Annotated in this window: 22 protein-coding genes and 2 tRNA genes; 4 read left to right on the forward strand and 20 right to left on the reverse strand. The window is 71.7% G+C overall.

Annotation, left to right across the window (positions count from 1 at the left end; genetic code table 11):
• Positions 1-7: 7 nt before the first annotated feature.
• Positions 8-1,471: a peptidoglycan D,D-transpeptidase FtsI family protein gene (locus IE98_RS0117935; protein WP_030270078.1), complete on the forward strand. Its 1,464-nt coding sequence runs from the start codon at positions 8-10 to the stop codon at positions 1,469-1,471.
• A gap of 264 nt (positions 1,472-1,735) precedes the next feature.
• Positions 1,736-3,793 carry a Stk1 family PASTA domain-containing Ser/Thr kinase gene (gene pknB, locus IE98_RS0117940; RefSeq protein ID WP_030270080.1) on the forward strand — a complete coding sequence of 686 codons (2,058 nt, stop codon included), beginning with the start codon at positions 1,736-1,738 and terminating at the stop codon, positions 3,791-3,793.
• A 78-nt stretch (positions 3,794-3,871) separates the two neighbouring features.
• Here the strand turns inward: pknB and IE98_RS0117945 are convergent, their stop codons facing one another.
• The 5 genes from IE98_RS0117945 to IE98_RS0117965 form a co-directional block, all read right to left on the reverse strand.
• Positions 3,872-4,567, reverse strand: coding sequence for a class E sortase (locus IE98_RS0117945; RefSeq protein WP_234443579.1), 696 nt, complete (start codon positions 4,565-4,567; stop codon positions 3,872-3,874).
• A 24-nt stretch (positions 4,568-4,591) separates the two neighbouring features.
• The gene (locus IE98_RS0117950; protein WP_052390645.1) at positions 4,592-5,632 is read right to left on the reverse strand and encodes a class E sortase; all 1,041 of its coding nucleotides are present in this window, start codon (positions 5,630-5,632) and stop codon (positions 4,592-4,594) included.
• Between the two features lie 4 nt (positions 5,633-5,636).
• Complete coding sequence (locus tag IE98_RS0117955) at positions 5,637-6,296, reverse strand: aminodeoxychorismate/anthranilate synthase component II (RefSeq protein WP_030270086.1); 660 nt, start codon at positions 6,294-6,296, stop codon at positions 5,637-5,639.
• A 63-nt stretch (positions 6,297-6,359) separates the two neighbouring features.
• Positions 6,360-6,527, reverse strand: coding sequence for a hypothetical protein (locus IE98_RS50115; RefSeq protein WP_030270089.1), 168 nt, complete (start codon positions 6,525-6,527; stop codon positions 6,360-6,362).
• 79 nt (positions 6,528-6,606) lie between these two features.
• A complete protein-coding gene (locus IE98_RS0117965; RefSeq protein ID WP_043174437.1) occupies positions 6,607-7,365 on the reverse strand; it encodes a DUF881 domain-containing protein in 759 nt (252 codons plus the stop codon).
• A 164-nt stretch (positions 7,366-7,529) separates the two neighbouring features.
• On the opposite strand from IE98_RS0117965, the gene crgA reads away from it, so the two are divergent.
• Entirely contained in the window at positions 7,530-7,778 is a 249-nt protein-coding gene (crgA, locus tag IE98_RS0117970; protein WP_030270093.1) for a cell division protein CrgA, read from the forward strand.
• Positions 7,779-8,074: 296 nt separating this feature from the next.
• Here crgA and IE98_RS0117975 read toward each other — a convergent pair whose 3' ends face one another.
• Together IE98_RS0117975 and IE98_RS0117980 are read right to left on the reverse strand one after the other, a co-directional pair.
• Positions 8,075-8,965: a rhomboid family intramembrane serine protease gene (locus tag IE98_RS0117975; RefSeq protein WP_043174440.1), complete on the reverse strand. Its 891-nt coding sequence runs from the start codon at positions 8,963-8,965 to the stop codon at positions 8,075-8,077.
• A gap of 81 nt (positions 8,966-9,046) precedes the next feature.
• Positions 9,047-9,571: a peptidylprolyl isomerase gene (locus tag IE98_RS0117980; RefSeq protein ID WP_030270097.1), complete on the reverse strand. Its 525-nt coding sequence runs from the start codon at positions 9,569-9,571 to the stop codon at positions 9,047-9,049.
• A gap of 135 nt (positions 9,572-9,706) precedes the next feature.
• Here IE98_RS0117980 and IE98_RS0117985 point away from each other — a divergent pair, with 135 nt between their 5' ends.
• The gene (locus IE98_RS0117985; protein ID WP_052390646.1) at positions 9,707-10,615 is read left to right on the forward strand and encodes a DUF5324 family protein; all 909 of its coding nucleotides are present in this window, start codon (positions 9,707-9,709) and stop codon (positions 10,613-10,615) included.
• Positions 10,616-10,717: 102 nt separating this feature from the next.
• Here the strand turns inward: IE98_RS0117985 and IE98_RS0117990 are convergent.
• From IE98_RS0117990 to dnaN, 13 genes are all read right to left on the reverse strand, one after another.
• Positions 10,718-10,790: transfer RNA gene (locus IE98_RS0117990), tRNA-Ala, on the reverse strand.
• A 128-nt stretch (positions 10,791-10,918) separates the two neighbouring features.
• Entirely contained in the window at positions 10,919-11,047 is a 129-nt protein-coding gene (locus IE98_RS50865) for a DLW-39 family protein (protein ID WP_014137031.1), read from the reverse strand.
• Between the two features lie 160 nt (positions 11,048-11,207).
• Positions 11,208-11,537 (reverse strand): DUF6191 domain-containing protein, encoded by a 330-nt coding sequence (locus IE98_RS0118000; protein ID WP_234443580.1) that lies wholly within the window; start codon positions 11,535-11,537, stop codon positions 11,208-11,210.
• A gap of 87 nt (positions 11,538-11,624) precedes the next feature.
• Positions 11,625-12,275: a hypothetical protein gene (locus IE98_RS0118005; RefSeq protein ID WP_106976613.1), complete on the reverse strand. Its 651-nt coding sequence runs from the start codon at positions 12,273-12,275 to the stop codon at positions 11,625-11,627.
• Positions 12,276-12,578: 303 nt separating this feature from the next.
• Positions 12,579-12,652: transfer RNA gene (locus tag IE98_RS0118010), tRNA-Ile, on the reverse strand.
• 16 nt (positions 12,653-12,668) lie between these two features.
• Positions 12,669-14,045, reverse strand: coding sequence for an SAM-dependent methyltransferase (locus tag IE98_RS0118015; RefSeq protein ID WP_030270104.1), 1,377 nt, complete (start codon positions 14,043-14,045; stop codon positions 12,669-12,671).
• Between the two features lie 208 nt (positions 14,046-14,253).
• Positions 14,254-14,988: a DUF3566 domain-containing protein gene (locus tag IE98_RS0118020; RefSeq protein WP_078661100.1), complete on the reverse strand. Its 735-nt coding sequence runs from the start codon at positions 14,986-14,988 to the stop codon at positions 14,254-14,256.
• 154 nt (positions 14,989-15,142) lie between these two features.
• Complete coding sequence (gene gyrA, locus IE98_RS0118025; RefSeq protein ID WP_030270107.1) at positions 15,143-17,734, reverse strand: DNA gyrase subunit A; 2,592 nt, start codon at positions 17,732-17,734, stop codon at positions 15,143-15,145.
• Between the two features lie 52 nt (positions 17,735-17,786).
• Positions 17,787-19,787: a DNA topoisomerase (ATP-hydrolyzing) subunit B gene (gene gyrB / locus IE98_RS0118030; protein WP_030270109.1), complete on the reverse strand. Its 2,001-nt coding sequence runs from the start codon at positions 19,785-19,787 to the stop codon at positions 17,787-17,789.
• A 271-nt stretch (positions 19,788-20,058) separates the two neighbouring features.
• On the reverse strand, positions 20,059-20,592 hold the full coding sequence (locus IE98_RS0118035) for a DUF721 domain-containing protein (RefSeq protein WP_030270111.1): 534 nt from the start codon (positions 20,590-20,592) through the stop codon (positions 20,059-20,061).
• Positions 20,593-20,708: 116 nt separating this feature from the next.
• A complete protein-coding gene (gene recF / locus IE98_RS0118040; RefSeq protein ID WP_030270112.1) occupies positions 20,709-21,842 on the reverse strand; it encodes a DNA replication/repair protein RecF in 1,134 nt (377 codons plus the stop codon).
• Between the two features lie 29 nt (positions 21,843-21,871).
• A complete protein-coding gene (gnd, locus tag IE98_RS0118045; protein WP_030270113.1) occupies positions 21,872-22,747 on the reverse strand; it encodes a phosphogluconate dehydrogenase (NAD(+)-dependent, decarboxylating) in 876 nt (291 codons plus the stop codon).
• Between the two features lie 171 nt (positions 22,748-22,918).
• Positions 22,919-24,049 carry a DNA polymerase III subunit beta gene (dnaN, locus tag IE98_RS0118050; protein WP_030270114.1) on the reverse strand — a complete coding sequence of 377 codons (1,131 nt, stop codon included), beginning with the start codon at positions 24,047-24,049 and terminating at the stop codon, positions 22,919-22,921.
• Positions 24,050-24,315: the final 266 nt, after the last annotated feature.

Below are 24,315 nucleotides of genomic sequence, written 5' to 3' on the forward strand. Positions count from 1 at the left end.
CCGACACGTGAACAAGCCCATCCGCCGGGTCTCGGTCTTCTGCCTGATCCTCGTCCTCGCCCTGATGGTGCGCACCAACTGGGTGCAGGGCGTCCAGGCGCACGCCTGGGCGACCAACAAGAACAACGACCGCAACAAGTACGACCGGTACGCCTACCCGCGCGGCAACATCATCGTGGGCGGCCAGCCGGTCACCAACTCGGACTTCGTCAACGGCCTGCGCTACAAGTACAAGCGCAGCTGGATCGACGGCCCGATGTACGCCCAGGTCACCGGCTACTCCTCGCAGTCCTACGGCACCAGCCAGCTGGAGTCGCTGGAGGACGGCATCCTGGCCGGCACCGACTCGCGGCTGTTCTTCCGAAACACCCTCGACATGCTGACCGGTGACGACAAGAAGGGCGGCGACGTCGTCACCACGATCGACGCCAAGGCCCAGAAGGCCGCCTTCGAGGGTCTCGGCAACAAGAAGGGCGCGGCCGTCGCCCTCGACCCGCGCACCGGCGCGATCCTGGCCCTGGTCTCCACCCCGTCCTACGACCCGAGCAAGTTCTCCGGCAGCTCGAAGGCGGACCAGGACGCGTGGACGGCCGTCAACGCGGACCCGAACAAGCCGCTGCTGAACCGGGCGCTGCGCGAGACCTACCCGCCGGGCTCGACCTTCAAGCTGGTCACCGCCGCCGCCGCGTTCGAGGACGGGAAGTTCCAGAACCCGAGCGACAAGACCGACACCCCGGAGCAGTTCTTCCTGCCGGGCACCAAGACCGAGCTGAAGAACGCCAGCAAGACCGAGCCCTGCACCAACGCCACGCTGCAGGACGCCATGGACCTGTCCTGCAACACCGTCTTCGGCAAGATCGGCTCGGAGGTGGGCGGGCAGAAGCTCCGGGCGCAGGCGGAGAAGTTCGGCTTCAACAACGCCAAGGTGGACGTGCCGATCCGGGCCTCCGCCAGCGTGTTCCCGTCGAACTCCTCGCCGGACGGCACCGCGATGGACGCCATCGGCCAGCACGACACCCGGGCCACCCCGCTGCAGATGGCGATGGTCGCCTCGGCGATCGCCAACAACGGCACGCTGATGGAGCCGTACCTGGTCGACCAGGAGCGGTCCAGCACCCTCGCGGTGGTCTCCAAGCACTCCGAGAAGGTCATGAGCCAGGCGGTCTCGGCGACCACCGCCCAGAAGCTGCAGCAGCTGATGGAGTCGGTGGTGCAGAACGGCACCGGCACCAAGGCCAAGATCGACGGGGTCACGGTCGGCGGCAAGACCGGCACCGCCCAGCACGGCCAGGACAACAGCGGCCTGCCGTTCGCCTGGTTCATGTCCTACGCCAAGGGCGCGGACGGCAAGCAGGTCGCGGTGGCGGTCGTGGTCGAGGACGGCGACAGCGACCGGAACGAGATCAGCGGCGGTTCGATCGCGGCGCCGATCGCGAAGAGCATCATGCAGGCGGTGGTGCAGGGCAAGTAGCGGCGGGCTCCGACCTGAGGGAATCGTCACAGTACGACCGTTCCGGTGCATACCGGTCTGGTCTCAGCTGGCAGGCTGTTCGGGTTGCCACGGGTTCGCCCGGTAGCGTATCCGCCAGCAGCGGGTGTACCCACTGCTGAGCCACGGCTCCGGCCGGGGCGGCCGACGTCACAGAACCGATGTGGCGGCGGCCAGCGTCCAACAGTGCGTGCGGGGACACCTACGTCACATCCTCACCACCCGGTGAGGGAGAGGGTCGGAACTATGGAAGAGCCTCGTCGCCTCGGCGGCAGGTACGAGCTCGGCGGCGTCCTCGGACGCGGCGGCATGGCCGAGGTCTACCTGGCCCATGACACCCGGCTCGGCCGCACGGTCGCCGTGAAGACCCTCCGCGCGGACATGGCACGCGACCCCTCGTTCCAGGCGCGCTTCCGCCGCGAGGCGCAGTCCGCGGCCTCCCTGAACCACCCCGCGATCGTCGCCGTGTACGACACCGGCGAGGACTACATCGACGGCATCTCCATCCCGTACATCGTGATGGAGTACGTCGAGGGCTCGACCCTGCGCGAGCTGCTGCACTCCGGCCGCCGGCTGCTGCCGGAGCGCGCGCTGGAGATGACCATCGGCATCCTGCAGGCGCTGGAGTACTCGCACCGTGCCGGCATCGTGCACCGCGACATCAAGCCCGCCAACGTGATGCTGACCCGTCAGGGCAACGTCAAGGTGATGGACTTCGGCATCGCCCGCGCGATGGGCGACGCCGGCATGACGATGACGCAGACCTCGGCGGTCATCGGCACGGCCCAGTACCTCTCCCCCGAGCAGGCCAAGGGCGAGACCGTCGACGCCCGCTCCGACCTGTACTCCACCGGCTGCCTGCTGTACGAGCTGCTGACCGTGCGTCCGCCGTTCGTCGGCGACTCGCCGGTGGCGGTGGCCTACCAGCACGTGCGGGAGGAGGCCCAGCCGCCGTCCGCCTTCGACCCCGAGGTCCGCCCCGAGGTCGACGCGATCGTGCTGAAGGCGCTCGCCAAGGAGCGGGACTACCGCTACCAGAGCGCCGACGAGATGCGCGACGACATCGAGCGCTTCCTCGACGGCCTGCCGGTGGCCGCGGCCCAGCAGGCCGCCGCGTACGGCATGGGCGGCGCCGGCTACGGCTACGACCAGGGCGGCGGCGCGCAGTACGACCCGTACGGCCAGACCAACCTGCTGCCGCAGCAGGGCGCGGCCGGCCCGACGACGATGCTGCCGCAGGTCGGCTCCCAGCAGTCCGGCTACGGCTACCCGCCCCAGGCGCAGGGCGACGGCTACGGCGGCTCCGGCGGCCAGGGCGGCTACGAGGACGACGACGGCTACAGCCGCAGCAGCCGCCGGCAGAGCCAGCAGAAGAAGAACAACACCTCCTGGATCGTGCTGGCCGTCGCGGCCGTGCTGGTGCTGGTGGGTGCGTTCTTCGTCGTGCAGGCGATGCTGAACAGCGGTGGCGGCGGCGGCAAGACGACCGCGCCGAACCTGGTCGGCCTGAGCCTCGCCGACGCGCAGGCGAAGGCGAAGACGCAGAACGAGAAGCTGCAGGTGCAGCAGAGCACCCCGATCGCCTGCCCGGACGCGAAGATCCAGAAGGATCAGGTCTGCACCCAGGAGCCGGTCGCCAACTCGCAGATCGACATCAGCACGCCGATCAAGGTGCACCTGTCCTCCGGCCCGGTGGAGACGGACATCCCGGACGTCACCGGCCAGTCGGTGGACGCGGCGACCACGACGCTGACGGGCAAGGGCTTCACGGTGAAGACCGAGATCAAGAACGACGACTCGGTCGCCCAGGACAAGGTCATCTCGTACAGCCCGAACGGCAAGGCCGCGGCGGGCACGCAGATCACCCTGACCATCTCCGGCGGTGCCGGCAAGGTCGCGGTGCCGAGCGTGATCGGCCAGACCAAGGACGCGGCCAGCCAGGCGATCTCCGACGCCGGTCTGTCGGTCAAGGTCTCCACCCAGCCGGTGACCGACCCGGCCCAGGTGGACGTCGTCCTGGACCAGAACCCGAAGAGCGGCCAGCTGAAGAAGAACGCCCAGGTCACCATCACGGTCGGCAAGATGGCGGACAAGCCCTCGGTGCCGATCCTCGTGGGCAAGACCTACAAGCAGGCGTTCGCGCTGCTGACCCAGAAGGGTCTGCAGCCGCAGGTCATCGGCGGGCCGCAGGACGACAACGCGATCGTGACGACCAGCGACCCGCCGTCCGGCACCCCGGTCGACGCGGGCACGGTCATCCGTCTGACCACCCGGCCGGGCGACGGACTGCCCACGGGCAACTGACGGGCCGACGTCGAACGGAAGGGGCCGCGCACACCGCGCGGCCCCTTCCGCGTTCCCGCGGCCGCCGCAGCGGCGCTCTCAGCCCGTCAGCTCGGGCGGCGGGGTGCGCCTGGCGTCCACCGGGTCGACCCGCTGCAGACTCCCCCACACCACCAGCCGGTACAGCGAGGTGTACACCGGCGTGCAGGTGGTCAGGGTGAGGTAGCGGCCGGGCCGGGTGTACGGCGAGCGTTCGGGGACGGGGGCGATGACGCCGGTGTCGTCCGGGGAGGTCTCCGGCAGCACGCCGTCGACCCGGTAGACGTACCAGTGGTCGTCGGTCTCGATCACCACCGGGTCGCCGGGGCCGAGCCGGTCCAGGTCGTGGAAGCGGGCGCCGTGCCCGTCCCGGTGCGCGGCCAGGGTCACGTTGCCGACCGGGTCCCAGGGCATCGCGGAGCGGTACGGCTCCTCGTAGAGCCCGGCCACCCCGGTGTCCAGGACGTCGGCGCCGGTGCCGGGCCGGATCAGCACCTCGTTGCCGCGGCCGAGCGCGGGGACGTGCAGGAAGCCCACCGCACCTGCGGCCCGGGCCCGTCCCCCGGCGGGCGGCGGGGCGTTCCACCCGGCGCGCAGCCGGGCCGCCTGCCGCCCGGCCTGCCGGTCCGCGACCAGGTCGGTCCACCAGACCGAGTACACCGCGAACAGGGCGATCACCACACCGAGTGTGATCATCAGCTCGCCCGCGGCTCCGGCCGCCGCCCCGATCCGACGGCCGACGGACACAGGACTCACGGCGGGACCTCCCGGGGTGCGGGATCAGCCGGTGAGCGCGGCGGGCTTGCCCTGGCTCCTCGGCCGTTCCTCCAGCATCTTCCCGAACACGATCAGGCGTCCGCGGGCACTGAACTCGGGTGTACACGTCGTCAGGGTGATGTAACGACCCGGTTGGGTGAACGGCGAGCCCTTGGGAACGGACTGAATGACCGTCACGTTGGTCGGCGGCGTCTCGGGGATGCCGCCGGCCACCTCGTAGGTGTAGAAGGCGATGGCGGTCTCCACCACGATCTTGTCGCCGGGAGCCAACTGGCCGATCTTGCGGAAGGGCTGACCGTGCGTCGTGCGGTGCGCGGCGATCGCGAAGTTGCCGGTCCTGTCCGCCGGCATCGCGGTGCCGGTGTAGTGGCCGACCAGGCCCTTGTCGAGCACCTGCTGCTTCTGGGTGCCCTCGGCGATCGGGTACTTGAGGCCCAGCTTGGGGATGTAGAGCAGCGCGAAGCCCTTGCCGGGCTCGAACTGCCCGGCAAGGGTCGCCCCCGGCTTGGCGGAACCGGTGGGCTGCGGCGCGCTGTTCCACTGCTGTTCCAGCCGGTCCCCGGCGGCGTTCGCCGAGGCGTCGGCCTGCACGTTGGTCCACCACAGCTGGTAGGCGACGAAGAGCAGCATCACCAGGCCGAGGGTGATGAAGCCCTCGCCGAGCGCGCGGGCGAGGACGACCCGCTTCTTCTCCGGGGGCCGCGGCCGGGCGGGGGCCGAGCGGCCCTGGGCCCGGCGGCGGCCGGTGCCGGGGGCGCCCAGCCCGCTCGCGGCGGCGCGGCGGCGCTCGGCGCGGCCCTCCGGGGCGGCCGTCGGCGCGGGCGCGGCGGGTGCGGCGGCCTCGGGGACGGTCCGCAGCTGCATCGTCCGGTCGTCGAGCTGCCAGCCGGCCTCCTGCCCGCCCGGCGCCCCGCCCCGGTGGGGCGCGGACGGCTGCGGGGCCGGCTGCTGCGGGGTCGGCTGCTGCGGGGCGGCCTCGTACACGCCCCAGTCGTCGGCCCCCCGGCCCGGCTGCGTGCCCCCCTCCGGGCGTACGGCGGTCATCGCGTCAGCTCCGGCCGATGACCGGGGCGAGCCCGCGGGAGCGTCCGACCGCGTCCGCGAATCCGCACTCGGCGAGCCAGTTGGCGAGCATCCGGTGGCCGCCCTCGGTCAGCACCGACTCGGGGTGGAACTGGACGCCCTCGACCGGCAGCTCGCGGTGGCGCAGGCCCATGATCACGCCGCTCTCCGTCCGCGCCGTCACCACCAGGGCGTCCGGCACGGTGCCGGGCTCGACCGCCAGCGAGTGGTAGCGGGTGGCGGTCATCGGCGAGGGCAGACCCTCGAAGACGCCGCCGTCCTCGTGCTCCACCAGCGAGGTCTTGCCGTGCAGCAGCTCGGGCGCGCGGTCCACCACGGCGCCGTAGGCGACGGCGATCGACTGCAGGCCGAGGCAGACCCCGAACACCGGCAGGCCGGTCGCGGCGCAGTGGTGCACCATCTCGACGCAGACGCCGGCCTCCTCCGGGGTGCCGGGGCCGGGGGAGAGCAGGACCCCGTCGAAGCCCTCGTCCCCGGCGCGGCGCACGGCGTGCTCCACGGTCACCTCGTCGTTGCGCACCACCTCGCAGGTGGCGCCCAGCTGGTACAGGTACTGGACGAGGTTGAAGACGAAGCTGTCGTAGTTGTCGACCACGAGGATCCGGGGCGAGCCTGCGGAGCTCATGCGTGCTTCTCCTGGGGTGGGTCCGGGGTGCGGATCGGGCAAGGACGGGGGAGCGGCGGCCGGTCAGCCGGTGCCGTTCTCCACCGTGACGTCGCCGAAGGGCAGCAGCGGTTCGGCCCACGGGAAGACGTACTGGAACAGGACGTAGACCGCCCCGAGGACGAGCAGCAGCGAGATGATCGCGCGGACCGGGGTGTTCCCCGGCAGGTGGCGCCAGAGCCAGCCGTACATCGAGCTCCTCGGGTCGGGTCCGGAGACCAGATTAGACGCCGTACCGCCGGGGCACGCCGTCCGTCGGTCTTCCACACCCCTAACGAGCGTCCTGGGCGGAGAGATCCACCGAGCCCTGGTAGCCGGGGACGGTGAGGTCGCCGCCCTCCTGGACCTTCCAGCCGAGCCCGTACGCGGCGACGTACTGCAGGTAGTTCCGGATCGTCGGGTCGGCGTCCACCGCGGAGCGCAGCGTGTCCGTCCGGCCGACCGCCTTGATCACGTACGGCGGGGAGTAGACCCGGCCCTGCAGCAGCAGGGTGTTGCCGACGCAGCGCACCGCGCTGGTGGCGATCAGCCGCTGGTCCATGACCTGGATGCCCTCGGCACCGCCCCGCCAGAGGGCGTTCACCACGGCCTGGATGTCCTGCTGGTGGATGACCAGGTCGTTGACGCCGGGCTCGGGCACGCCGGGGATCCGGGCGGTGGCGTTGGGCGGCGCGTCGTTGAGGGTGACGGTGAGGCCGGGGCCGCGCAGCGCCTCCAGGCCGGCCGTCCGCTCCAGCGCGTCCAGGTGCGCGGTGTCGGCCGGGTCCTGGCCCTGCTCGCCGGCGAGCCGGTCGACCTGGTCGTGCAGGCCGCCGATCTGCGCCTGGATCTGCTGGTTCTGGGTGCTGCGCTGCTGTATGACGTCGCTGAGCCGCAGCAGGGAGTCGTCGGTCCGCAGGTCGGTGCCCTGGGCGGTCCGGGCGCTGATGTAGAAGAGCAGACCGGCCAGCGCGAAAACGGCGCAGGTCAGGGCACGGCCGACAATTCGGATGCGCGAGGGGCGGCGAACTGCCGGAGAAGGGGGAATCATGGAATTAGGCACCGTACCCTTATCTCCTTCAGACCCGGCGAACCACTACGCTAACGGACGCCGGTGGCATGTGCGGAGCACGTCTCCCGTACGGACCGGCTCCCACAGCCGCCCCGCTCCGCTGCACACCGCGCGGTCACAGCGCATCGACAGGAGAGATCCTCGTGCCGAAGTCCCGAGTCCGGAAGAAGGCCGACTACACGCCGCCGGCCACCACCGCCGTGAAGATCAGCTCCGGCCGCGGCTGGGTCGCCCCGCTGATGCTGGCGTTCTTCCTCATCGGCCTGGTCTGGATCGTCACCTACTACGTGACGAGCGGCGACTGGCCGGTCGGCGGCTGGGGCAACTGGAACATCCTGGTCGGCTTCGGCTTCATCGCGGCGGGATTCGGCGTCTCCACGCAGTGGAAGTAGCGGCGCGGCCGGTCCGTCCCGCCTTCCGCCGCCCCGGCTCGCCCGGGGCGGCGTTTCGCTGCCCGCCGTCCGGGCGATCGTACGTTTATCCACACGGTTATCCACACTGGGGAAAACTCGCCCCGACCTGTGGATAACCCGCTCGTGTTTCACCGTCCGCCCGCTGCGGGCATTCCGCGGAACGGTGAATTCGCCGAGGGGGACGCGCGTAGACACGGCGTGTGCACAGCGGTGGTGGAACGAGCTGTGCACAACCCGCCGCGCGCTGTGGACAACGACCCGCGGAGCGGCCGTCCTCAGGCCCCCAGCCGGGCCGATTCCACCACGACCATCAGGACCACCGCGGCCAGCACACCGGCCACGGTCAGGCCCTGGACGAGGTTCCGGCGGGCCCGCGGCGCGTACATCAGCCCCGCGCCGGTGACCGCGCCGGCGATCAGCCCGCCGATGTGCGCCCGCCAGTCGATCGCCGACACCGAGAAGGTGATCACCAGGTTGAACACCAGCAGGGCGATCACCGGCGCGAGCGGCGTCCGGGTCACCCGGAACAGCACCGCGGTGGCGCCCAGCAGTCCGAAGATCGCCCCGGACGCGCCCACCGAGAAGACGTTGCCCCCGGTCACCACGTACGCGAAGGCGTTCCCCGCCAGGCCGGAGAGCAGGTACAGCGCCAGGTAGCGCGCCCGCCCCAGCACCCGCTCCAACTGCGGCCCGAGCACCCAGAGCGAGACCATGTTCATCAGGATGTGGAACGGCCCCGAGTGCACGAAGACCGCGGTGGCCAGCCGGTACCACTCCGAGGGGCCCTCAGCGACGCCGAAGCGCACCGGGAAGGCCCCGGCGTGCGTCCCGCTGAGCATCGCCAGCCGGACGCCCCACTCCGGGCTCAGGTACTCCGTCAGCAGGAAGACCAGCACGTTGACCGCGATCAGCAGCTTGGTGACCAGCGCGCCGTCGGCCGTCGGGAGCCCGCCGAACAGCGTCCTGGCCGGCCGCTGCCGTGCCGCCTCGCCGCGTACGCAGTCGGGGCAGTGGAACCCCACCGAGGCGCTCACCATGCACTCCGGGCAGATCGGCCGGCCGCAGCGCGAGCAGCCCACCCCGGTCTCCCGATCGGGGTGCCGGTAGCAGCCCGGCAGCGGCGCCGGGCCCTCCGGCTGCGGACGTACGGGCTCGTCCGGGAGCATCCGGGGTTCCCTCCTCGTGGGTGGTCCCGGCGGCCGCCCTCCGCGGGCACCACCGGGACCGTCCAGGCTACTGCCGGCGGCTCAGCGCCGGGTGATCTCCACCGACTCGATCACCACGGGCTGCAGCGGACGGTCGTCGCCGTCCGTCGCCACCGCGGCGATCCGCTTCACGACCTCCCGGGCGGCCGGGTCGGTCACCTCGCCGAAGATCGTGTGCTTGCGGGTCAGCCGGGTGGCCGGCGCGACCGTGATGAAGAACTGCGAGCCGTTGGTGCCCGGCCCGGCGTTGGCCATCGCCAGCAGGAACGGCTTGGTGAAGGCGAGCTCCGGGTGGAACTCGTCGGCGAACGCGTAGCCGGGGCCGCCGGTGCCGTCGCCCAGCGGGTCGCCGCCCTGGATCATGAAGCCGTCGATCACCCGGTGGAAGGCGGTGCCGTCGTAGAGCGGCTTCGCCTCCTTCTCCCCGGTGGCCGGGTCCGCCCACTCCCGGGTGCCCTCGGCCAGCTCGACGAAGTTCGCCACCGTCCTCGGGGCGTGGAAGGGGAAGAGGTCGACCACGATGTCGCCCCGGTTCGTCCTCAGGGTCGCCGTGCGCACGTGGGCCACGACCGCTCCTTCGCTCCGCGTCGCTCCGGCTCGCTCCGGTCCGTCGACCCCGGAATCATCCCACGGGCCCCGCGGACGGCCCAGCCCGGCGTGCCCCTCTCCAGAACGGGATGCATGATCTCGAAAGAGGTGGAAATGTGCATACCGGACGCCACCGAGGAGGAGAAGCCCGTGACCCGCATGGATTCAGCGCGCGAGAACGCCGGCTGGAGCAAGGAGGCCGCCGCTGCCTATGCCGCCACCGCCAAGGACGCCGCACTCCACTACGCGGACGAGGCCAAGCAGCGGTTCGGCCCGGCCGTGGAGGCGTTCGGGCCCAAGGCCGCGGCAGCCGGTGCACAGGCCCGCAGCAGTGCCACCCAGGCCGCCCAGGCGGCCCGCGTCCAGTACGCCAAGCACGTCGCTCCGCAACTGGAGCACGCCTTCCTCTCGCTGCCCCCGGGCGCGCAGCAGAACACCCTGAAGGCCGTCCACCGCGCCCAGGAGGCGGCACTGGCCGCCAAGATCAACGCGGGCAGGGCGGCGGAGCAGGCGCGGACGACGCTCGGCCCCAAGGTCACCGACGCGTACACCGGCGCCAGGGCCACCGTCGTCCCGGTCGCCCAGGAGGCCCAGGTCCGCGGCGCCGCGGCGCTCACCGCGCTGCAGGGCCACGTGACCGCCGCCGAGATCAGCGAGCTGGCCGCCAAGAACCTCAAGAAGGAGAACCGCAACGGCTGGGCGACCGGCCTCGCGGTGGGCGGCGTCGTCGCCATCGGTGCCGGCGTCTGCGCCTGGCAGTGGTGGCGCAAGCAGAACAACCCGGAGTGGCTGGTCGAGCCGCCGGCGGGCGCGCACAACGGCACCGGCTCGCACGCCTCCGACCGGCCGGCGACCGGCGCGGGCACCGCTGCGGCACCGGCCCCGGCGGACGCCCCGGTCAACGGCTCCGTCCCGCACGACGAGCAGCAGGGCGGGGACGCCGCCCCCGAGCCCACCCCGCCGGCGAACGGCAAGCCGGACGCCGAGCGGCCCAAGCCGCACGACCCGCGCAAGCCGCACTGACCCCGCGGGCGCTCCGGGCGGATCCCCGGGGACACGGCCCGCCGGCTCCGGAAACGACGATCGGCCGCCGACCTGATTCCAGGTCAGCGGCCGATCCGTGTGTGGAGCTTAGGAGATTCGAACTCCTGACATCTGCCATGCAAAGACAGCGCTCTACCAACTGAGCTAAAGCCCCAGCAGCAGCGCACGAGGACGTGCACTGCGCACTAGCGTACCCGCTCCCGACGGAAATCTTGAGCGAGCCGCCGACAGCGGCCCCGGCCGGACGGGCCGGACCGGGACCGACGAAGATCGTCCAGCGCCTCAGCGACCGGCCGGGACCGGGTCGGTGGCCTCGGTCCACAGGTCCTGCTCGGCGCGGTCCGCCTGGACCTGACGGTAGACAAAGAAGCCGCCGAGGGCGACCAGGGCGACCAGGAGAAGCTTCTTCACCGCGGGACCTCGTCCTTCTTGCAGATCGGATGTACGAGCATCAACGGGCGGTCGGGCCGACAGACCGCCCTGCGGCCGATGATACACACCGGTAACCCGCTTCCGAGCGGGCCGCCACCGCGTCCAACCCGGCGCTCCCCGTGCCCGATTGACGCGGCGGTTACCGACGGGTGCCGGCAGGACCGTGGCCGGCGGACAGCACCGCGGTGCCGCGCTGCAGGTCGACGCCGCCGCGCGGCGGGGCGCCGTCGCCCTCCTCGTCGCGCAGCATCAGCGTGGTGGCGCACTGCTTCAGCTCGTGCTGCCTGCCGGCGGCGAACTGGGCGTGCAGCTGCTCGAAGCCGGTGGCCGAGACCTGTCCCTCACGGCCCGCTCCCCGCCACGGGAGCCGGGCGGCCCGGCGGGCGCGCAGGGCCAGCTGGTCCACCGCGGCCAGGGCCACCAGGGCGCACACCGGCCCGGGCAGGCTCATCGCCCAGAAGATCGCCACACCGACCGCCTCCCGTCCCGCACCCGCGCTCCTCGGCACCGGCCTGCCGGGCGCGGGACGAAAGGTCCAGGGACGTGAATCACCCGGTCAGCGGCCGAGACTCCACCTGCGCGGCCGAACGGCGCCGAGCCGGCCGAGGCCCCGGCGCAGCTCGGCCACGTCCTCGCGGAGCTCGCGCAGGTCGTGGGCCGCCTCGCAGAGCCGGGCGCTCATCGCCCGCACCAGCGCCCGGTCGGCGAGCACCATCCGCTCGCAGGCCGCGAGCCGGTCGCCGACCTCGCCGGCCAGGACCCACCGCTCGGCCGCGGTGAGGAGGGCGTCCCGGTCGATCGGCGCGGCCGCCGCCTCCTCGGCGTCGAGCAGCTGCGACCGCACCCGCCGGGCGACCTCGCTGTCGCGCAGCAGCATGGCCACGTTGAGCACCGCCCGGCGCGGATAGAGCGCCGCGCGCCATCCCCCGTTCGAGTTAGGCTGCAAGTTGCAGCTGGGCGTGACCTGCGCTTTTGCGTTCCGGCGGACGATCTTCAGTCCGTTGTCCACAAGCTCGGCCCGATGCCTGTGGATAACCGCGTTGACCGCACGCTCGCCGACCTCGAAGTAGTCGGCGACCATCCGGGTCGTGATGTGCAGCCCGTCGGGCAGCAGGACGAGGGCCTTCACGCGGTCGAGCGCCTCTACGCGGTCGCACAGGCTTCGGCGGAGAGTCGGGGATTCGAGCAGGGCAGCTTCCCTGGACACGGGCATGCCTCCGGGACGGAGTGGATGGTGGACCGCCCCGTCACCCCGGGCCGGGGGCATGGTCTTCCGCCAGCAGGAGCGGAGGTCGCATCACGTCCACGGATCCCATGACCGGTTCTGTCGCCCGGCTATCCCCGACTTCACAGCAGTTTCGAGTCGCCCAACCCCAAGGTGCCTCCGCGCACCCGGTCCAACGAGCAGCGGGTGCCCGGCGTCACGCCGAGCCGCAGTTGGCGGGGGCGGTCACGGCAACGGGCAAAGCGAAGGGCCCGGATGACGAATCATCCGGGCCCTTCGTGCAGGTGGGGCTAACAGGACTTGAACCTGTGGCCTCTTCCTTATCAGGGAAGCGCTCTAACCGTCTGAGCTATAGCCCCTTGCCGCACTGAAAGATTAGCGGACCGACGGCCGATCTCCCAAATCCGTATCGGCGTGCTGCTCCGATCGGGGCCGGTCGGAGGTGTGGTCGGCCCCCGCGAGCCACTGCTCGCGGGTGGCGGGGAAGCCGCTGGCACCGGCCTCGGTGGCGCGGACGGCGAGCACCTGGTTGATGCCGATGCGGTTCTCCTCGAAGGCGACGGCCGAGGCGGCCATGTACAGCCGCCACACCCGGGCACGCCCGCGGCCGGCCAGCTGGGCGGCGGTCTGCCAGTGCGCCTCCAGGTTGGCCACCCACTCGCGCAGGGTCAGCGCGTAGTGCTCCCGCAGCGACTCGACGTCCCGGACCTCGAAGCCGGCCTCCTCCAGCAGGGAGACGGTGCTGCCCACCGGGGCGAGCTCCCCGTCGGGGAAGACGTACCGGTTGATGAAGGGACTCGGCTCGTACGGCTCGCCGGGGCGGTCGGGGCGGCGGGAGATCTGGTGGTTGAGCAGCCGGCCGCCGGGGGCGAGCAGCCCGTACAGGCCGCGGGCGTAGGTGAGGTACTGGACGGCGCCGACGTGCTCGGCCATGCCGACGCTGGAGATGGCGTCGAAGGGGCCGTCGGGGATCTCCCGGTAGTCCTGCAGCCGGACCTCGATCCGGTCGGACAGGCCTGCGTCGGCCACCCGGCGGCGGGCGAGGTCCACCTGCTCGGCGGAGATGGAGACGCCGACGGCGGTGACCCCGTAGTTCCGGACGGCGTGCAGCAGCAGGGAGCCCCAGCCGCAGCCCACGTCGAGCAGCCGCTGGCCGGGCCGCAGCCCGAGCTTGCGGCAGATCAGGTCGAGCTTAGCCTCCTGGGCCGCCTCCAGGCTCTTCGCCTCCGGCGTCCAGTAGGCGCACGAGTAGACCATGCTGGGCCCGAGGACGAGGCCGTAGAAGTCGTTGCCGACGTCGTAGTGGTGGCTGATGGCGTCGCGGTCCCGGCGGCGGCTGTGGGCCCGCCCACGGCCCCTGGGGACCTCCTCCGGCGGGGGAGCGGGCTGCGGGCCCACCGCGCCCGCCCCGAGGACCGTCCGCAGGGCGCGCCGGCCGGGGACCCCGAGGACGTCGCCGAGGCCCGGCCGGTGGACGTCGGTGCGGTCGGAGAACCGGCCGACGGCGGAGAGCACCTCGTACAGGTCGGTGTCCGGCGCGACGTCGAGGTCGCCGGAGACGTAGGCGCGGGCGAGGCCGAGCTCGTCGGGGTGCCAGAGCAGGCGGCGCAGGGCGCGCCGGTTGCGCAGCACGATGCCGGGGGCGCCGGGCGGGCCGGCGGTGCTGCCGTCCCAGGCCGTCAGGCGTACCGGGATCCGGACGCCGAGCAGTGACTCCACCGCACCGACCAGCTCCGTCGCGACCTCGGCCATCAGAACACCTCCGAGCAGCCATACCGGACAGTCCGGGCGCCCCCGGCACCGCCACAGCCAACCGCCGCCCGGGGCCGCAGGGCCGTCCGGCACGCCGGGGCGGTGGCGCTGTCACCCGGATGCCAGCGGGCCCCGACAGCTGCAACAGCTGTCGGGGCCCGCCTTGTTCCCGGGAACTGACCGGATGTCAGAGATCCTTCGGGGGCGCTCAGTCCTCTTCGGCGAGGGTCAGCTCGACACCGCCGGTGAAACCGGCCGCGGTGTTGTAGATGAACGCCGAGAGGGTCGCGAGCGCGGTCATCAGCACGACGTCGATGACGGCGATCAGCGTCGTGAAGATCATCACCCGGCCGAAGCCGATGTACTCCATCAGGTCGAAGCCGCCGGAGGTGTCCGAGCCGGTCACGTCCTTCAGGGTGCTGGTCAGCGAGTCGAAGACGCCGAGCGCGTTGAGGACGATCCACAGCAGCGCGGAGGCGACGATGATGACCACGCCGACGGCCAGCGACAGCAGGAAGCTGACCTTCATGACCGACCACGGGTCGGCCTTGATCACCCGCAGCCGGGCCTTGCGGATGCGGGCACCGGCGGCGCCGGCCGGGCCGGTGCCGCCGGCCGGACGGCGCGCGGCCGAACCGGACTGCGCGGCGCCGGGCACCCGGGTGCCGCGGGCCGGCGTGGGCTGGCCCTTGGCGTAGGTCGTCGGCTGCGAGTACCCGCCCGCCGACGGCGGCGTGCTGGGGGCCGGCGGGGTGGCCGGCGCACCGCCGCCCGCGGCGAAGCCCGCACCACCGGGGCCGGGCTGGCCGGCGGAGGCGACGGGGGGCATCAGCGAGGTGGAAGCGGCCGGGTGCTCGGCCGGAGGCTGCGGTACGCCGCTGTAGGGCGTACCGCCCTGCGCGGCGCCCGGCGCTCCGCCCGCGGCACCTCCCGCTCCGCCCATGGCTCCACTCACCCTGGTCCTCCCGCCGTTCCTTCCCGGTCGGCCACCGCCGCCCGGTCATCGTCTGTCGGCCCGCCCCGGCCAGGTCGCCGGCGCCGGTGGGCGGCCGGCGCGCCTCTCGGGGGAGGGCTGCGCCGACCGCCCGGACGAGCGGTCAGGCCTGGTCGGCCGTGCCGTCCGCCGTCGTCGTGTCCGCGGTGGTCTCGGCCTCGTCGGCCTCGCCCTCCACGGTGTCCTCGTCCTCCGCCTCCGCGTTGCGGGCCATGCCCACGACCGCGTCGCGCTTTCCGAGGTTGATCAGTTGGACGCCCATGGTGTCACGTCCGGTTTCACGGACCTCGGAAACCCTTGTCCGGATCACACCGCCCGACAGGGTGATGGCCATGATCTCGTCGGTCTCCTCGACCACCAGGGCACCGACCAGAGAACCCCGGCCCTCGACGATCTTCGCCGCCTTGATGCCGAAACCGCCGCGCCCCTGGACACGGTACTCGTCGACGGACGTCCGCTTGGCGTAGCCGCCGTCGGTGGCCGTGAACACGAAGGTACCCGGCCGGATCACGTTCATCGAGAGGAGCTCGTCGTCCTCGCGGAAGGCCATGCCCTTCACGCCGGAGGTGGCGCGGCTCATCGGGCGCAGCGCCTCGTCGGTGGCGGTGAACCGGATCGACTGGGCCTTGCGGGAGATCAGCAGCAGGTCGTCCTCGGAGGAGACCAGCTCGGCGCCGATCAGCTCGTCGTCCCGGCCCTCCTCGTCCTGGCGCAGGTTGATCGCGATCAGACCGCCGGAACGGGGGGAGTCGTAGTCCTTCAGCGCGGACTTCTTGACCAGGCCGGCCCGGGTGGCGAGGACCAGGTAGGGCTTGTCCTCGTAGGTGCGCACCGCCATGACCTGGGCGATGTGCTCCTCGGGCTGGAAGGCCAGCAGGTTGGCGACGTGCTGGCCGCGGGCGTCGCGGCCGGCGTCCGGCAGCTCGTAGCCCTTGGCGCGGTAGACCCGGCCCTTGTTGGTGAAGAACAGGATCCAGTTGTGGGTCGTCGTCACGAAGAAGTGGTCGACGATGTCGTCCTGCTTGAGCTGCGCACCGCGCACGCCCTTGCCGCCGCGCTTCTGCGAGCGGTACAGGTCGGAGCGGGTGCGCTTGACGTAGCCGCCGCGGGTGATGGTGACGACGATGTCCTCCTCGGCGATGAGGTCCTCGATGGAGAGGTCGCCGTCGGAGGGGATGAGGGTGGAGCGGCGCTCGTCGCCGTACTTCTCGACGATCGCGGTGAGCTCCTCGGAGACGATCCCGCGCTGGCGGACGGGGGAGGCGAGGATCCGGTTGTACTCGTTGATCTTCGCCTGCAGCTCGTCGTGCTCGCTGAGGAGGCGGGCGCTCTCCAGGGCGGCGAGGCGGCGCAGCTGCATCTCGAGGATGGCGTTGGCCTGGATCTCGTCGATCTGGAGCAGGCCCATCAGGCCCGTGCGGGCGGCGTCGGCGCTCTCCGAGGCCCGGATGAGGGCGATGACCGCGTCGATCTGGTCGAGGGCCTTGAGCAGCGCGCGCAGGATGTGGGCGCGCTCCTCGGCCTTGCGCAGCCGGAAGGTCGTCCGGCGGACGATGACCTCGATCTGGTGGGCGACCCAGTGCCGGATGAAGGCGTCCAGCGCGAGGGTGCGGGGCACGCCGTCGACCAGGGCCAGCATGTTGGCGCCGAAGTTGGTCTGCAGGTCGGTGTGCTTGTACAGGTTGTTGAGCACGACCTTGGCGACCGCGTCCCGCTTGAGCACGATGACCAGGCGCTGGCCGGTGCGCGAGGAGGACTCGTCGCGGACGTCGGCGATGCCGGCGATCTTGCCGTCCTTGACCAGGTCGGCGATCTTCAGCGCCAGGTTGTCCGGGTTCACCTGGAACGGCAGTTCGGTGATCACGAGGCACTGCCGGCCCTGGATCTCCTCGACCTCGACGACCGCGCGCATGGTGATCGAGCCGCGGCCGGTGCGGTACGCGTCCTCGATCCCGCGGCGGCCGACGATCAGCGCACCGGTCGGGAAGTCGGGGCCCTTGATCCGCTCGATCAGGGCCTCCAGCAGCTCCTCGTTGGAGGCCTCGGGGTGCTCCAGGGCCCACAGGGCGCCGGAGGCGACCTCGCGGAGGTTGTGCGGCGGGATGTTGGTGGCCATGCCGACCGCGATGCCGGTGGCGCCGTTGACCAGCAGGTTGGGGATGCGCGAGGGCAGGACGGTCGGCTCCTGCGAGCGGCCGTCGTAGTTGGAGGCGAAGTCGACGGTCTCCTCGTCGATGTCGCGCATCATCTCCATGGCGAGCGGCATCATCTTACACTCGGTGTAGCGCATCGCCGCGGCCGGGTCGTTGCCCGGGGAGCCGAAGTTGCCGTTGCCGTCGACCAGCGGCATCCGCATCGACCACGTCTGGGCCAGGCGCACCAGGCTCTCGTAGATGGCCGTGTCGCCGTGCGGGTGGTAGTTGCCCATGACGTCGCCGACGACGCGGGCGCACTTGTAGTAGCCCTTCTCGGGGCGGTACCCGCCGTCGTACATCGCGTAGAGCACGCGCCGGTGCACCGGCTTGAGGCCGTCGCGGACCTCGGGCAGGGCACGGCTGACGATGACGCTCATCGCGTAGTCGAGGTACGAGCGCTGCATCTCCGTCTCGAGCTCGATCGGCTCGATCCGCAGGGTGCCCTGGGTCTCGGTGTTCTCCGGAGTCTCGTCGCCGTCCGGACGGTTGTCGTCGACCACTGGTGGTCAGTTTCCTTTCACGCGTGTCTGGTCCGTGGGATCCCGGTGGGGATCACACGTCCAGGAAGCGGACGTCCTTGGCGTTGCGCTGGATGAAGGAGCGGCGGGCCTCGACGTCCTCGCCCATCAGGACGGAGAACAGGTCGTCGGCGCGGGCGGCGTCCTCCAGGGTCACCTGCAGGAGCAGGCGGTGCGCCGGGTCCATGGTGGTGATCCGCAGTTCCTCGGCGTTCATCTCGCCGAGGCCCTTGAAGCGCTGGATGGCGTCGTCCTTAGGGAGGCGCCGGCCGGCCTCGACGCCGGCCGCGATCACGGCGTCGCGCTCGCGGTCGGAGTAGGCGTACTCGAAGTCGTCCTTGCCCCACTTGATCTTGTACAGCGGGGGCATCGCCAGGTACACGTATCCGGACTCGACCAGCGGCCGCATGAAGCGGAACAGCAGGGTGAGCAGCAGGGTGCGGATGTGCTGGCCGTCGACGTCGGCGTCGGCCATCAGAACGATCTTGTGGTACCGCAGCTTCTGGGCGTCGTAGTCCTCCTGGATGCCGCAGCCGAAGGCCGAGATCAGCGCCTGGACCTCGGTGTTCTGCAGCACCTTGTCGATCCGCGCCTTCTCGACGTTGAGGATCTTGCCGCGGATCGGGAGGATCGCCTGGGTGCGCGGGTCGCGGCCCTGCTTGGCCGAGCCGCCGGCCGAGTCGCCCTCGACGATGAAGATCTCGCACTCCGCCGCGTCCTTGGACTGGCAGTCGGAGAGCTTGCCCGGCAGCGAGGCGGTCTCCAGCAGGCCCTTGCGGCGGGTCAGATCGCGGGCCTTGCGGGCGGCGACCCGGGCGCTGGCGGCCTGGATGGACTTGCGGATGATGTCCGCGGCCTCGTTGGGGTTGCGGTCCAGCCAGTCGGCGAGGTGCTCGTTGACGACCTTCTGGACGAAGGTCTTGGCCTCGGTGTTGCCGAGCTTGTCCTTGGTCTGGCCCTCGAACTGCGGCTCGCCGAGCTTGACCGAGATGATCGCGGTCAGGCCCTCGCGGATGTCCTCGCCGGAGAGGTTGTCGTCCTTCTCGCGGAGCAGCTTCTTGTCGCGGGCGTACCGGTTCATCAGACCGGTCAGCGCGGCGCGGAAGCCCTCCTCGTGGGTGCCGCCGCCGTGGGTGTGGATGGTGTTGGCGAAGGAGTACACCCCCTCGCTGTACGAGGCGTTCCACTGCATGGCGACCTCGACGGAGATCGTCCGGTCCTTGTCCTCGGCCTCGAAGGAGATGACCGAGGGGTGGACGACATCGCCCTTGCGGGAGTTGAGGTGCGCGACGAAGTCGGCGATGCCGCCGTCGTAGCGGTAGCTGACGGAGAGCGGCTTGCCCTCGTCGTCCGCGTGCTCGGGGCGCTCGTCGGTCAGCGAGATGGTCAGGCCCTTGTTGAGGAAGGCCATCTCCTGGAAGCGGCGGGAGAGCGTCTCGAAGGAGTAGACGGTGGTCTCGAAGATGTCGCCGTCGGCCCAGAACGTGACGCTGGTGCCGGTGCGCCCGGTGGCCTCGTGCCGGTCGAGCGGGGCGGTCGGCGCGCCCATCTTGTAGTCCTGGGTCCAGCGGTGGCCGTCGGTGTGGATCTCGACCGCGAGGCGCGTGGACAGCGCGTTCACGACGGAGACGCCGACGCCGTGCAGACCGCCGGAGACGGCGTAGCCGCCGCCGCCGAACTTGCCGCCGGCGTGCAGCACGGTGAGGACGACCTCGACGGCCGGCTTGTCCTGCCCCGGCACGATGCCGACCGGGATGCCGCGGCCGTTGTCGACCACCCGCACACCGCCGTCGGGGAGGATCGTCACGCCGATGGTGTCCGCGTGCCCGGCCAGTGCCTCGTCGACGGAGTTGTCCACGACCTCGTAGACGAGGTGGTGCAGGCCGCGCTCACCGGTCGAGCCGATGTACATGCCCGGGCGCTTGCGGACGGCGTCCAGACCCTCCAGCACCTGGATGGCGTTGGCGTCGTAGGACTTCCCGGTCGCGGGGTCGATGGATTCATTGGTCTGGCTGGGATTGCCGGAATCGGCCACGAAGCGCCCTCTCTGGCACAGCGCGGGCCGCACCCCCACCCCTTCGTCGGGCGGGTCTGCGACCACGGCGTTTCGACTCGGTTGCTGCGAGCAACAGCGTTTGCTCTTCAGTCTACCGGTACGACTGACAGAGACGGGCGTTTGGCAGCCCCTGAGGGCAGATGTGCCGCCCTGAATCCCCTCCGCACATGTCCCGATACTCGCCAGGGGGTCCCAGAGCCCCTGGACGGGCCGCCAGCCGTTCCGGATCCGTTCACTCCGGGTGATGCCGTCAGCCCCAGGTGTCGCCCGGCCCTCGGCTGCCCGGCGCACGCAGCCGGCCGTAGCCGCGCTTGGGGGCGTCCGGCCCCAGCACCTTGATCACCCGCACCGTGCCGTGCCCCAGCTCGTGGTTGAGTCGCGCCACCAACTGCCGCGCCAGAAGTCGCAGTTGAGTGGCCCATGCGGTGGAGTCGCACTGCACCGTGAGGACCGCCGCGGCCTCCTCGAACTGCTTGGGCACGCAGTGCGCCGCGATGTCCGGCCCGACGATCTGCGGCCACCTGCCCATCACCCCGCCGACCGCCGCCGGGGCCTCCCAACCCCGCTCCGTGATCAGACGGTTCAACGCCGCCCCCAGCGGAACCGGATCGCGGCCGTCCGCCCGTGCCCCGCTGCGCAGCCCGTGCCGCTTGGCCTCGCGCTTCTCCCGGACCTGCTCGCCGCGCTGCCGCGCCTGCTCCTTGGCGGCCCGCAGCGCCACCCGGGCCAGGTCGACCCCGGACTGACCCGGCCGGTCGACCCCCGGCGGCGGCGTCTCGCTCATGGCGCGGCTCTCCCTCGTCGCGGCAACGCTGAGCCTTCCAGGGTACGCACCGGGCCTCCCGACGCGGCGCCCCCGGTGGCACGCCCGCACCGACGGCCCGGCCGCGCGCCCCGCGGCTACGGATCGAGCCGGGCCACCGCGCCCTCGGAGACCGCGTAGCGCGCACCCGTGAGGGCCTTCGGAACGTCCTCGGGCACCGCCGCGGTCACCAGCACCTGCTCGCCGTCGGCCACCAGCTCCGCCAGCCGGTCGCGCCGCCGCGCGTCCAGCTCGGCGAACACGTCGTCCAGGATCAGCACCGGCTCGCCGCCGTCCGCCTTCAACAGCTCGTACGAGGCCAGCCGCAGGGCCAGCGCGAAGGACCAGGACTCCCCGTGGCTGGCGTACCCCTTCGCCGGCAGCGGGCCGAGCCGCAGCACCAGTTCGTCCCGGTGCGGGCCGACCAGGGTCAGCCCGCGGTCGACCTCCTGCTTGCGCACCTCCTGCAGCGCGGCCAGCAACTGCTCCTCGGCCTGCTCGCGGCTGGTGGGCAGCTCCCCCTCGAAGGAGCTCCGGTACTCCAGCACCGTCTCGCCGCCGCCCGACGCGAGCTGCTGGTACGCCCGGGCCACCAGCGGCTGCAGGGCGCCGACCAGCTGCAGCCGGAAGGCGGTCAGCTCGGCGCCGGCCCGCGCCAGGTGGCCGTCCCAGATCTCCAGGGTCGAGAGGTCGGCCCCCTTGCCGCCGCCGGCCCGGCGGGCCATCGCCGCCGTCTTCAGCAGGGCGTTGCGCTGCTTCAGCACCCGCTCGTAGTCCTGCCGGACACCGGCGAGCCGAGGCGCCCTGGCGGTCAGCAGCTCGTCCAGGAAGCGCCGGCGCTCGCCCGGGTCGCCCTTCACCAGGGCGAGGTCCTCGGGGGCGAACAGCACCGTCCGCAGCAGCCCAAGGACGTCGCGCGGCCGGACGTTGTCCGAGCGGTTGATCCGCGCCCGGTTGGCCTTGCCCGGGGTGATCTCCAGTTCGACGAGGGTGGGCCGCTGGTCCCGCACGATCGAGCAGCGGACCACCGCCCGCTCGGCCCCGAGCCGGATCAGCGGGGCGTCGGTGGCCACCCGGTGGCTGCCCAGCGTCGCCACGTAGCCGACCGCCTCGACCAGGTTGGTCTTGCCCTGGCCGTTGGGCCCCACGAACGCGGTGACGCCCGGATCGAGGGGCACCTCGACCCGGGCGTAGGAACGGAAGTCGGCGAGCGACAGATGCGCGACATGCATGGTGGTGGACTGCGCCCGCCTTCCGGGGACTACTTCGACTCGACCGCGTGGCCGCCGAACTGGTTGCGCAGGGCGGCGATCATCTTCATCTGCGGCGAGTCCTCCTGCCGCGAGGCGAAGCGGGCGAACAGCGAGGCGGTGATCGCCGGCAGCGGCACCGCGTGGTCGATCGCGGCCTCGACCGTCCAGCGGCCCTCGCCGGAGTCCGCCGCCCAGCCCTTGAGCTTGGCCAGGTGCTCGTCGTCGTCCAGCGCACGGACGGCGAGGTCGAGCAGCCAGGAGCGGATGACCGTGCCCTCCTGCCAGGAGCGGAAGACCTCGCGCACGTCGGTGACCTCGGGGGCCGCCTCCAGCAGCTCCCAGCCCTCGGCGAAGGCCTGCATCATCGCGTACTCGATGCCGTTGTGGACCATCTTCGCGAAGTGGCCGGCGCCGACCTTGCCCGCGTGGACCGAGCCGAAGTCGCCCTCGGGCTTCAGCGCGTCGAAGATCGGCTTGACCTTCTCGACGTGCTCGGCGTCGCCGCCGTACATCAGCGCGTAGCCGTTCTCCAGGCCCCAGACACCGCCGGAGACACCGCAGTCGACGAAGCCGATGCCCTTGGCGGCCAGCACCTCGGCGTGCGCGATGTCGTCCGTCCAGCGGGAGTTGCCGCCGTCGACCACGACGTCGCCGGGCGACAGCAGCTCGGCGAGCTGCTCGACGGTCTCCTGGGTCGGGCCGCCGGCCGGCACCATCACCCACACCACGCGCGGGCCGTGCAGCTTCTCGATGAGCTCCTGGAGGCTGTCGACGTCCGCGAGGTCCGGGTTCCGGTCGAAGCCGATGACGGTGTGGCCGGCGCGGCGGATGCGCTCGCGCATGTTGCCGCCCATCTTGCCGAGACCGATGAGGCCGAGCTCCATGACAAGTCCTTCACTGTGGTTTCGTGCCGAGACGGCGGCGCCGTTGCCGCGCTGCCCTGAGCCTACGCCGCCCAGGAGCGAGGCCCCGCCGGTCGCAGCCGACCGGGCGAGGCCTCGTCGCCCACAGGATGTGGACCGGGTGCGCCCGCCTGTGGACGGCGGGCGGCCCGGTCAGCCGGAGAGCCGGACCGGCATGATCAGGTACTGGTACGCCTCGTCCGCCTCGGCGTCCACCGCGGGCTTGCCGCTGAGCAGTGCCGGCTTGGTCGGCGTGGTGAAGCTCAGCTGGGCGAAGGCGGAGTCGATGGCCTTGAGGCCCTCCTCCAGGTAGCCCGGGTTGAACGCGATCGAGATGTCGTCGCCCTCGAGGTCGGCGTCGATCCGCTCGGTGGCCTGCGCGTCGTCGCCGGAGCCGGCCTCCAGGGTCAGCACGCCCTGCTCGAAGCTGAGCCGGACGGGGGTGTTGCGCTCGGCCACCAGGGAGACGCGCTTGAGGGCCTCCAGGAACGGCTGGGTCTGGATCGCGGCGACGGCCGAGAACTCCGTCGGGAAGAGGCTGCGGAACTTCGGGAACTCGCCCTCCAGCAGCCGGGTGGTGGTCCGGCGGCCGGCGCCCTCGAAGCCGATCAGACCCTCGCCCGCGCCGCCCGAGGCCAGCGCGATGGAGACCGTGTCGCCGCTGCCCAGGGACTTCGCGATGTCCTGCAGGGTCTTGGCGGGCACCAGGGCGACCGCGCTGATGTCCGGCTGCTCGGGCTTCCAGAGCAGCTCGCGGACGGCGAAGCGGTAGCGGTCGGTGGCGGCCAGGGTGATCCGGTCGCCCTCGATCTCGACCCGGACGCCGGTGAGCACCGGCAGGGTGTCGTCCCGCCCGGCGGCGACCGCGGCCTGGCTGACGGCGGACGCGAAGACGTCGCCGGAGACCGTGCCGGTGGCGGTCGGCATCGCCGGCAGGGCCGGGTACTCGTCGACCGGGAGGGTCGGCAGGGTGAACCGCGAGCTGCCGCAGACCACGCTGACCCGCATGCCGTCGGTGGAGATCTCCACCGGCCGGTTCGGCAGGTTGCGGGAGATGTCGTTGAGCAGGCGGCCGGAGACCAGGACGGTGCCGGCCTCCTCGACGTCCGCCTCCAGCTCGACCCTGGCCGAGACCTCGTAGTCGAAGCCGGAGAGCGCCAGGGAGCCCTCCTGTGCCGTCAGCAGCAGGCCGGCCAGCACCGGCACCGGCGGCCGCGCCGGGAGGCTGCGAGCCGCCCAGGCCACCGCCTCCGCGAGGACATCACGCTCCACCCGGAACTTCACCGGTAACCGCCTCCTGGCTCACTGCTCTGCGCTGCGCGCTCGATCGTCTCGGTGCACTGGGCCGCCCGGCGCAACCGCCCGGCTTCCAGTTGCCGAGAACAGTCTGACGTACTCCACCGACAGACGGAGCAGATGGGCGGAAGCAACCCGAACAGGTGTCGGGACCCGGTTGTCCACAGATTTCGGCCCGCCCCCCTGTTGATCAAGCTCAGGGGTCTCTATGTGTAGTGGTAGTAGTAGGGCCTGTGGAAACCGTGGATAACCCC

This window comes from Streptomyces sp. NRRL B-24484 (assembly GCF_000717715.1).
Classification (GTDB): Bacteria; Actinomycetota; Actinomycetes; order Streptomycetales; family Streptomycetaceae; genus Kitasatospora.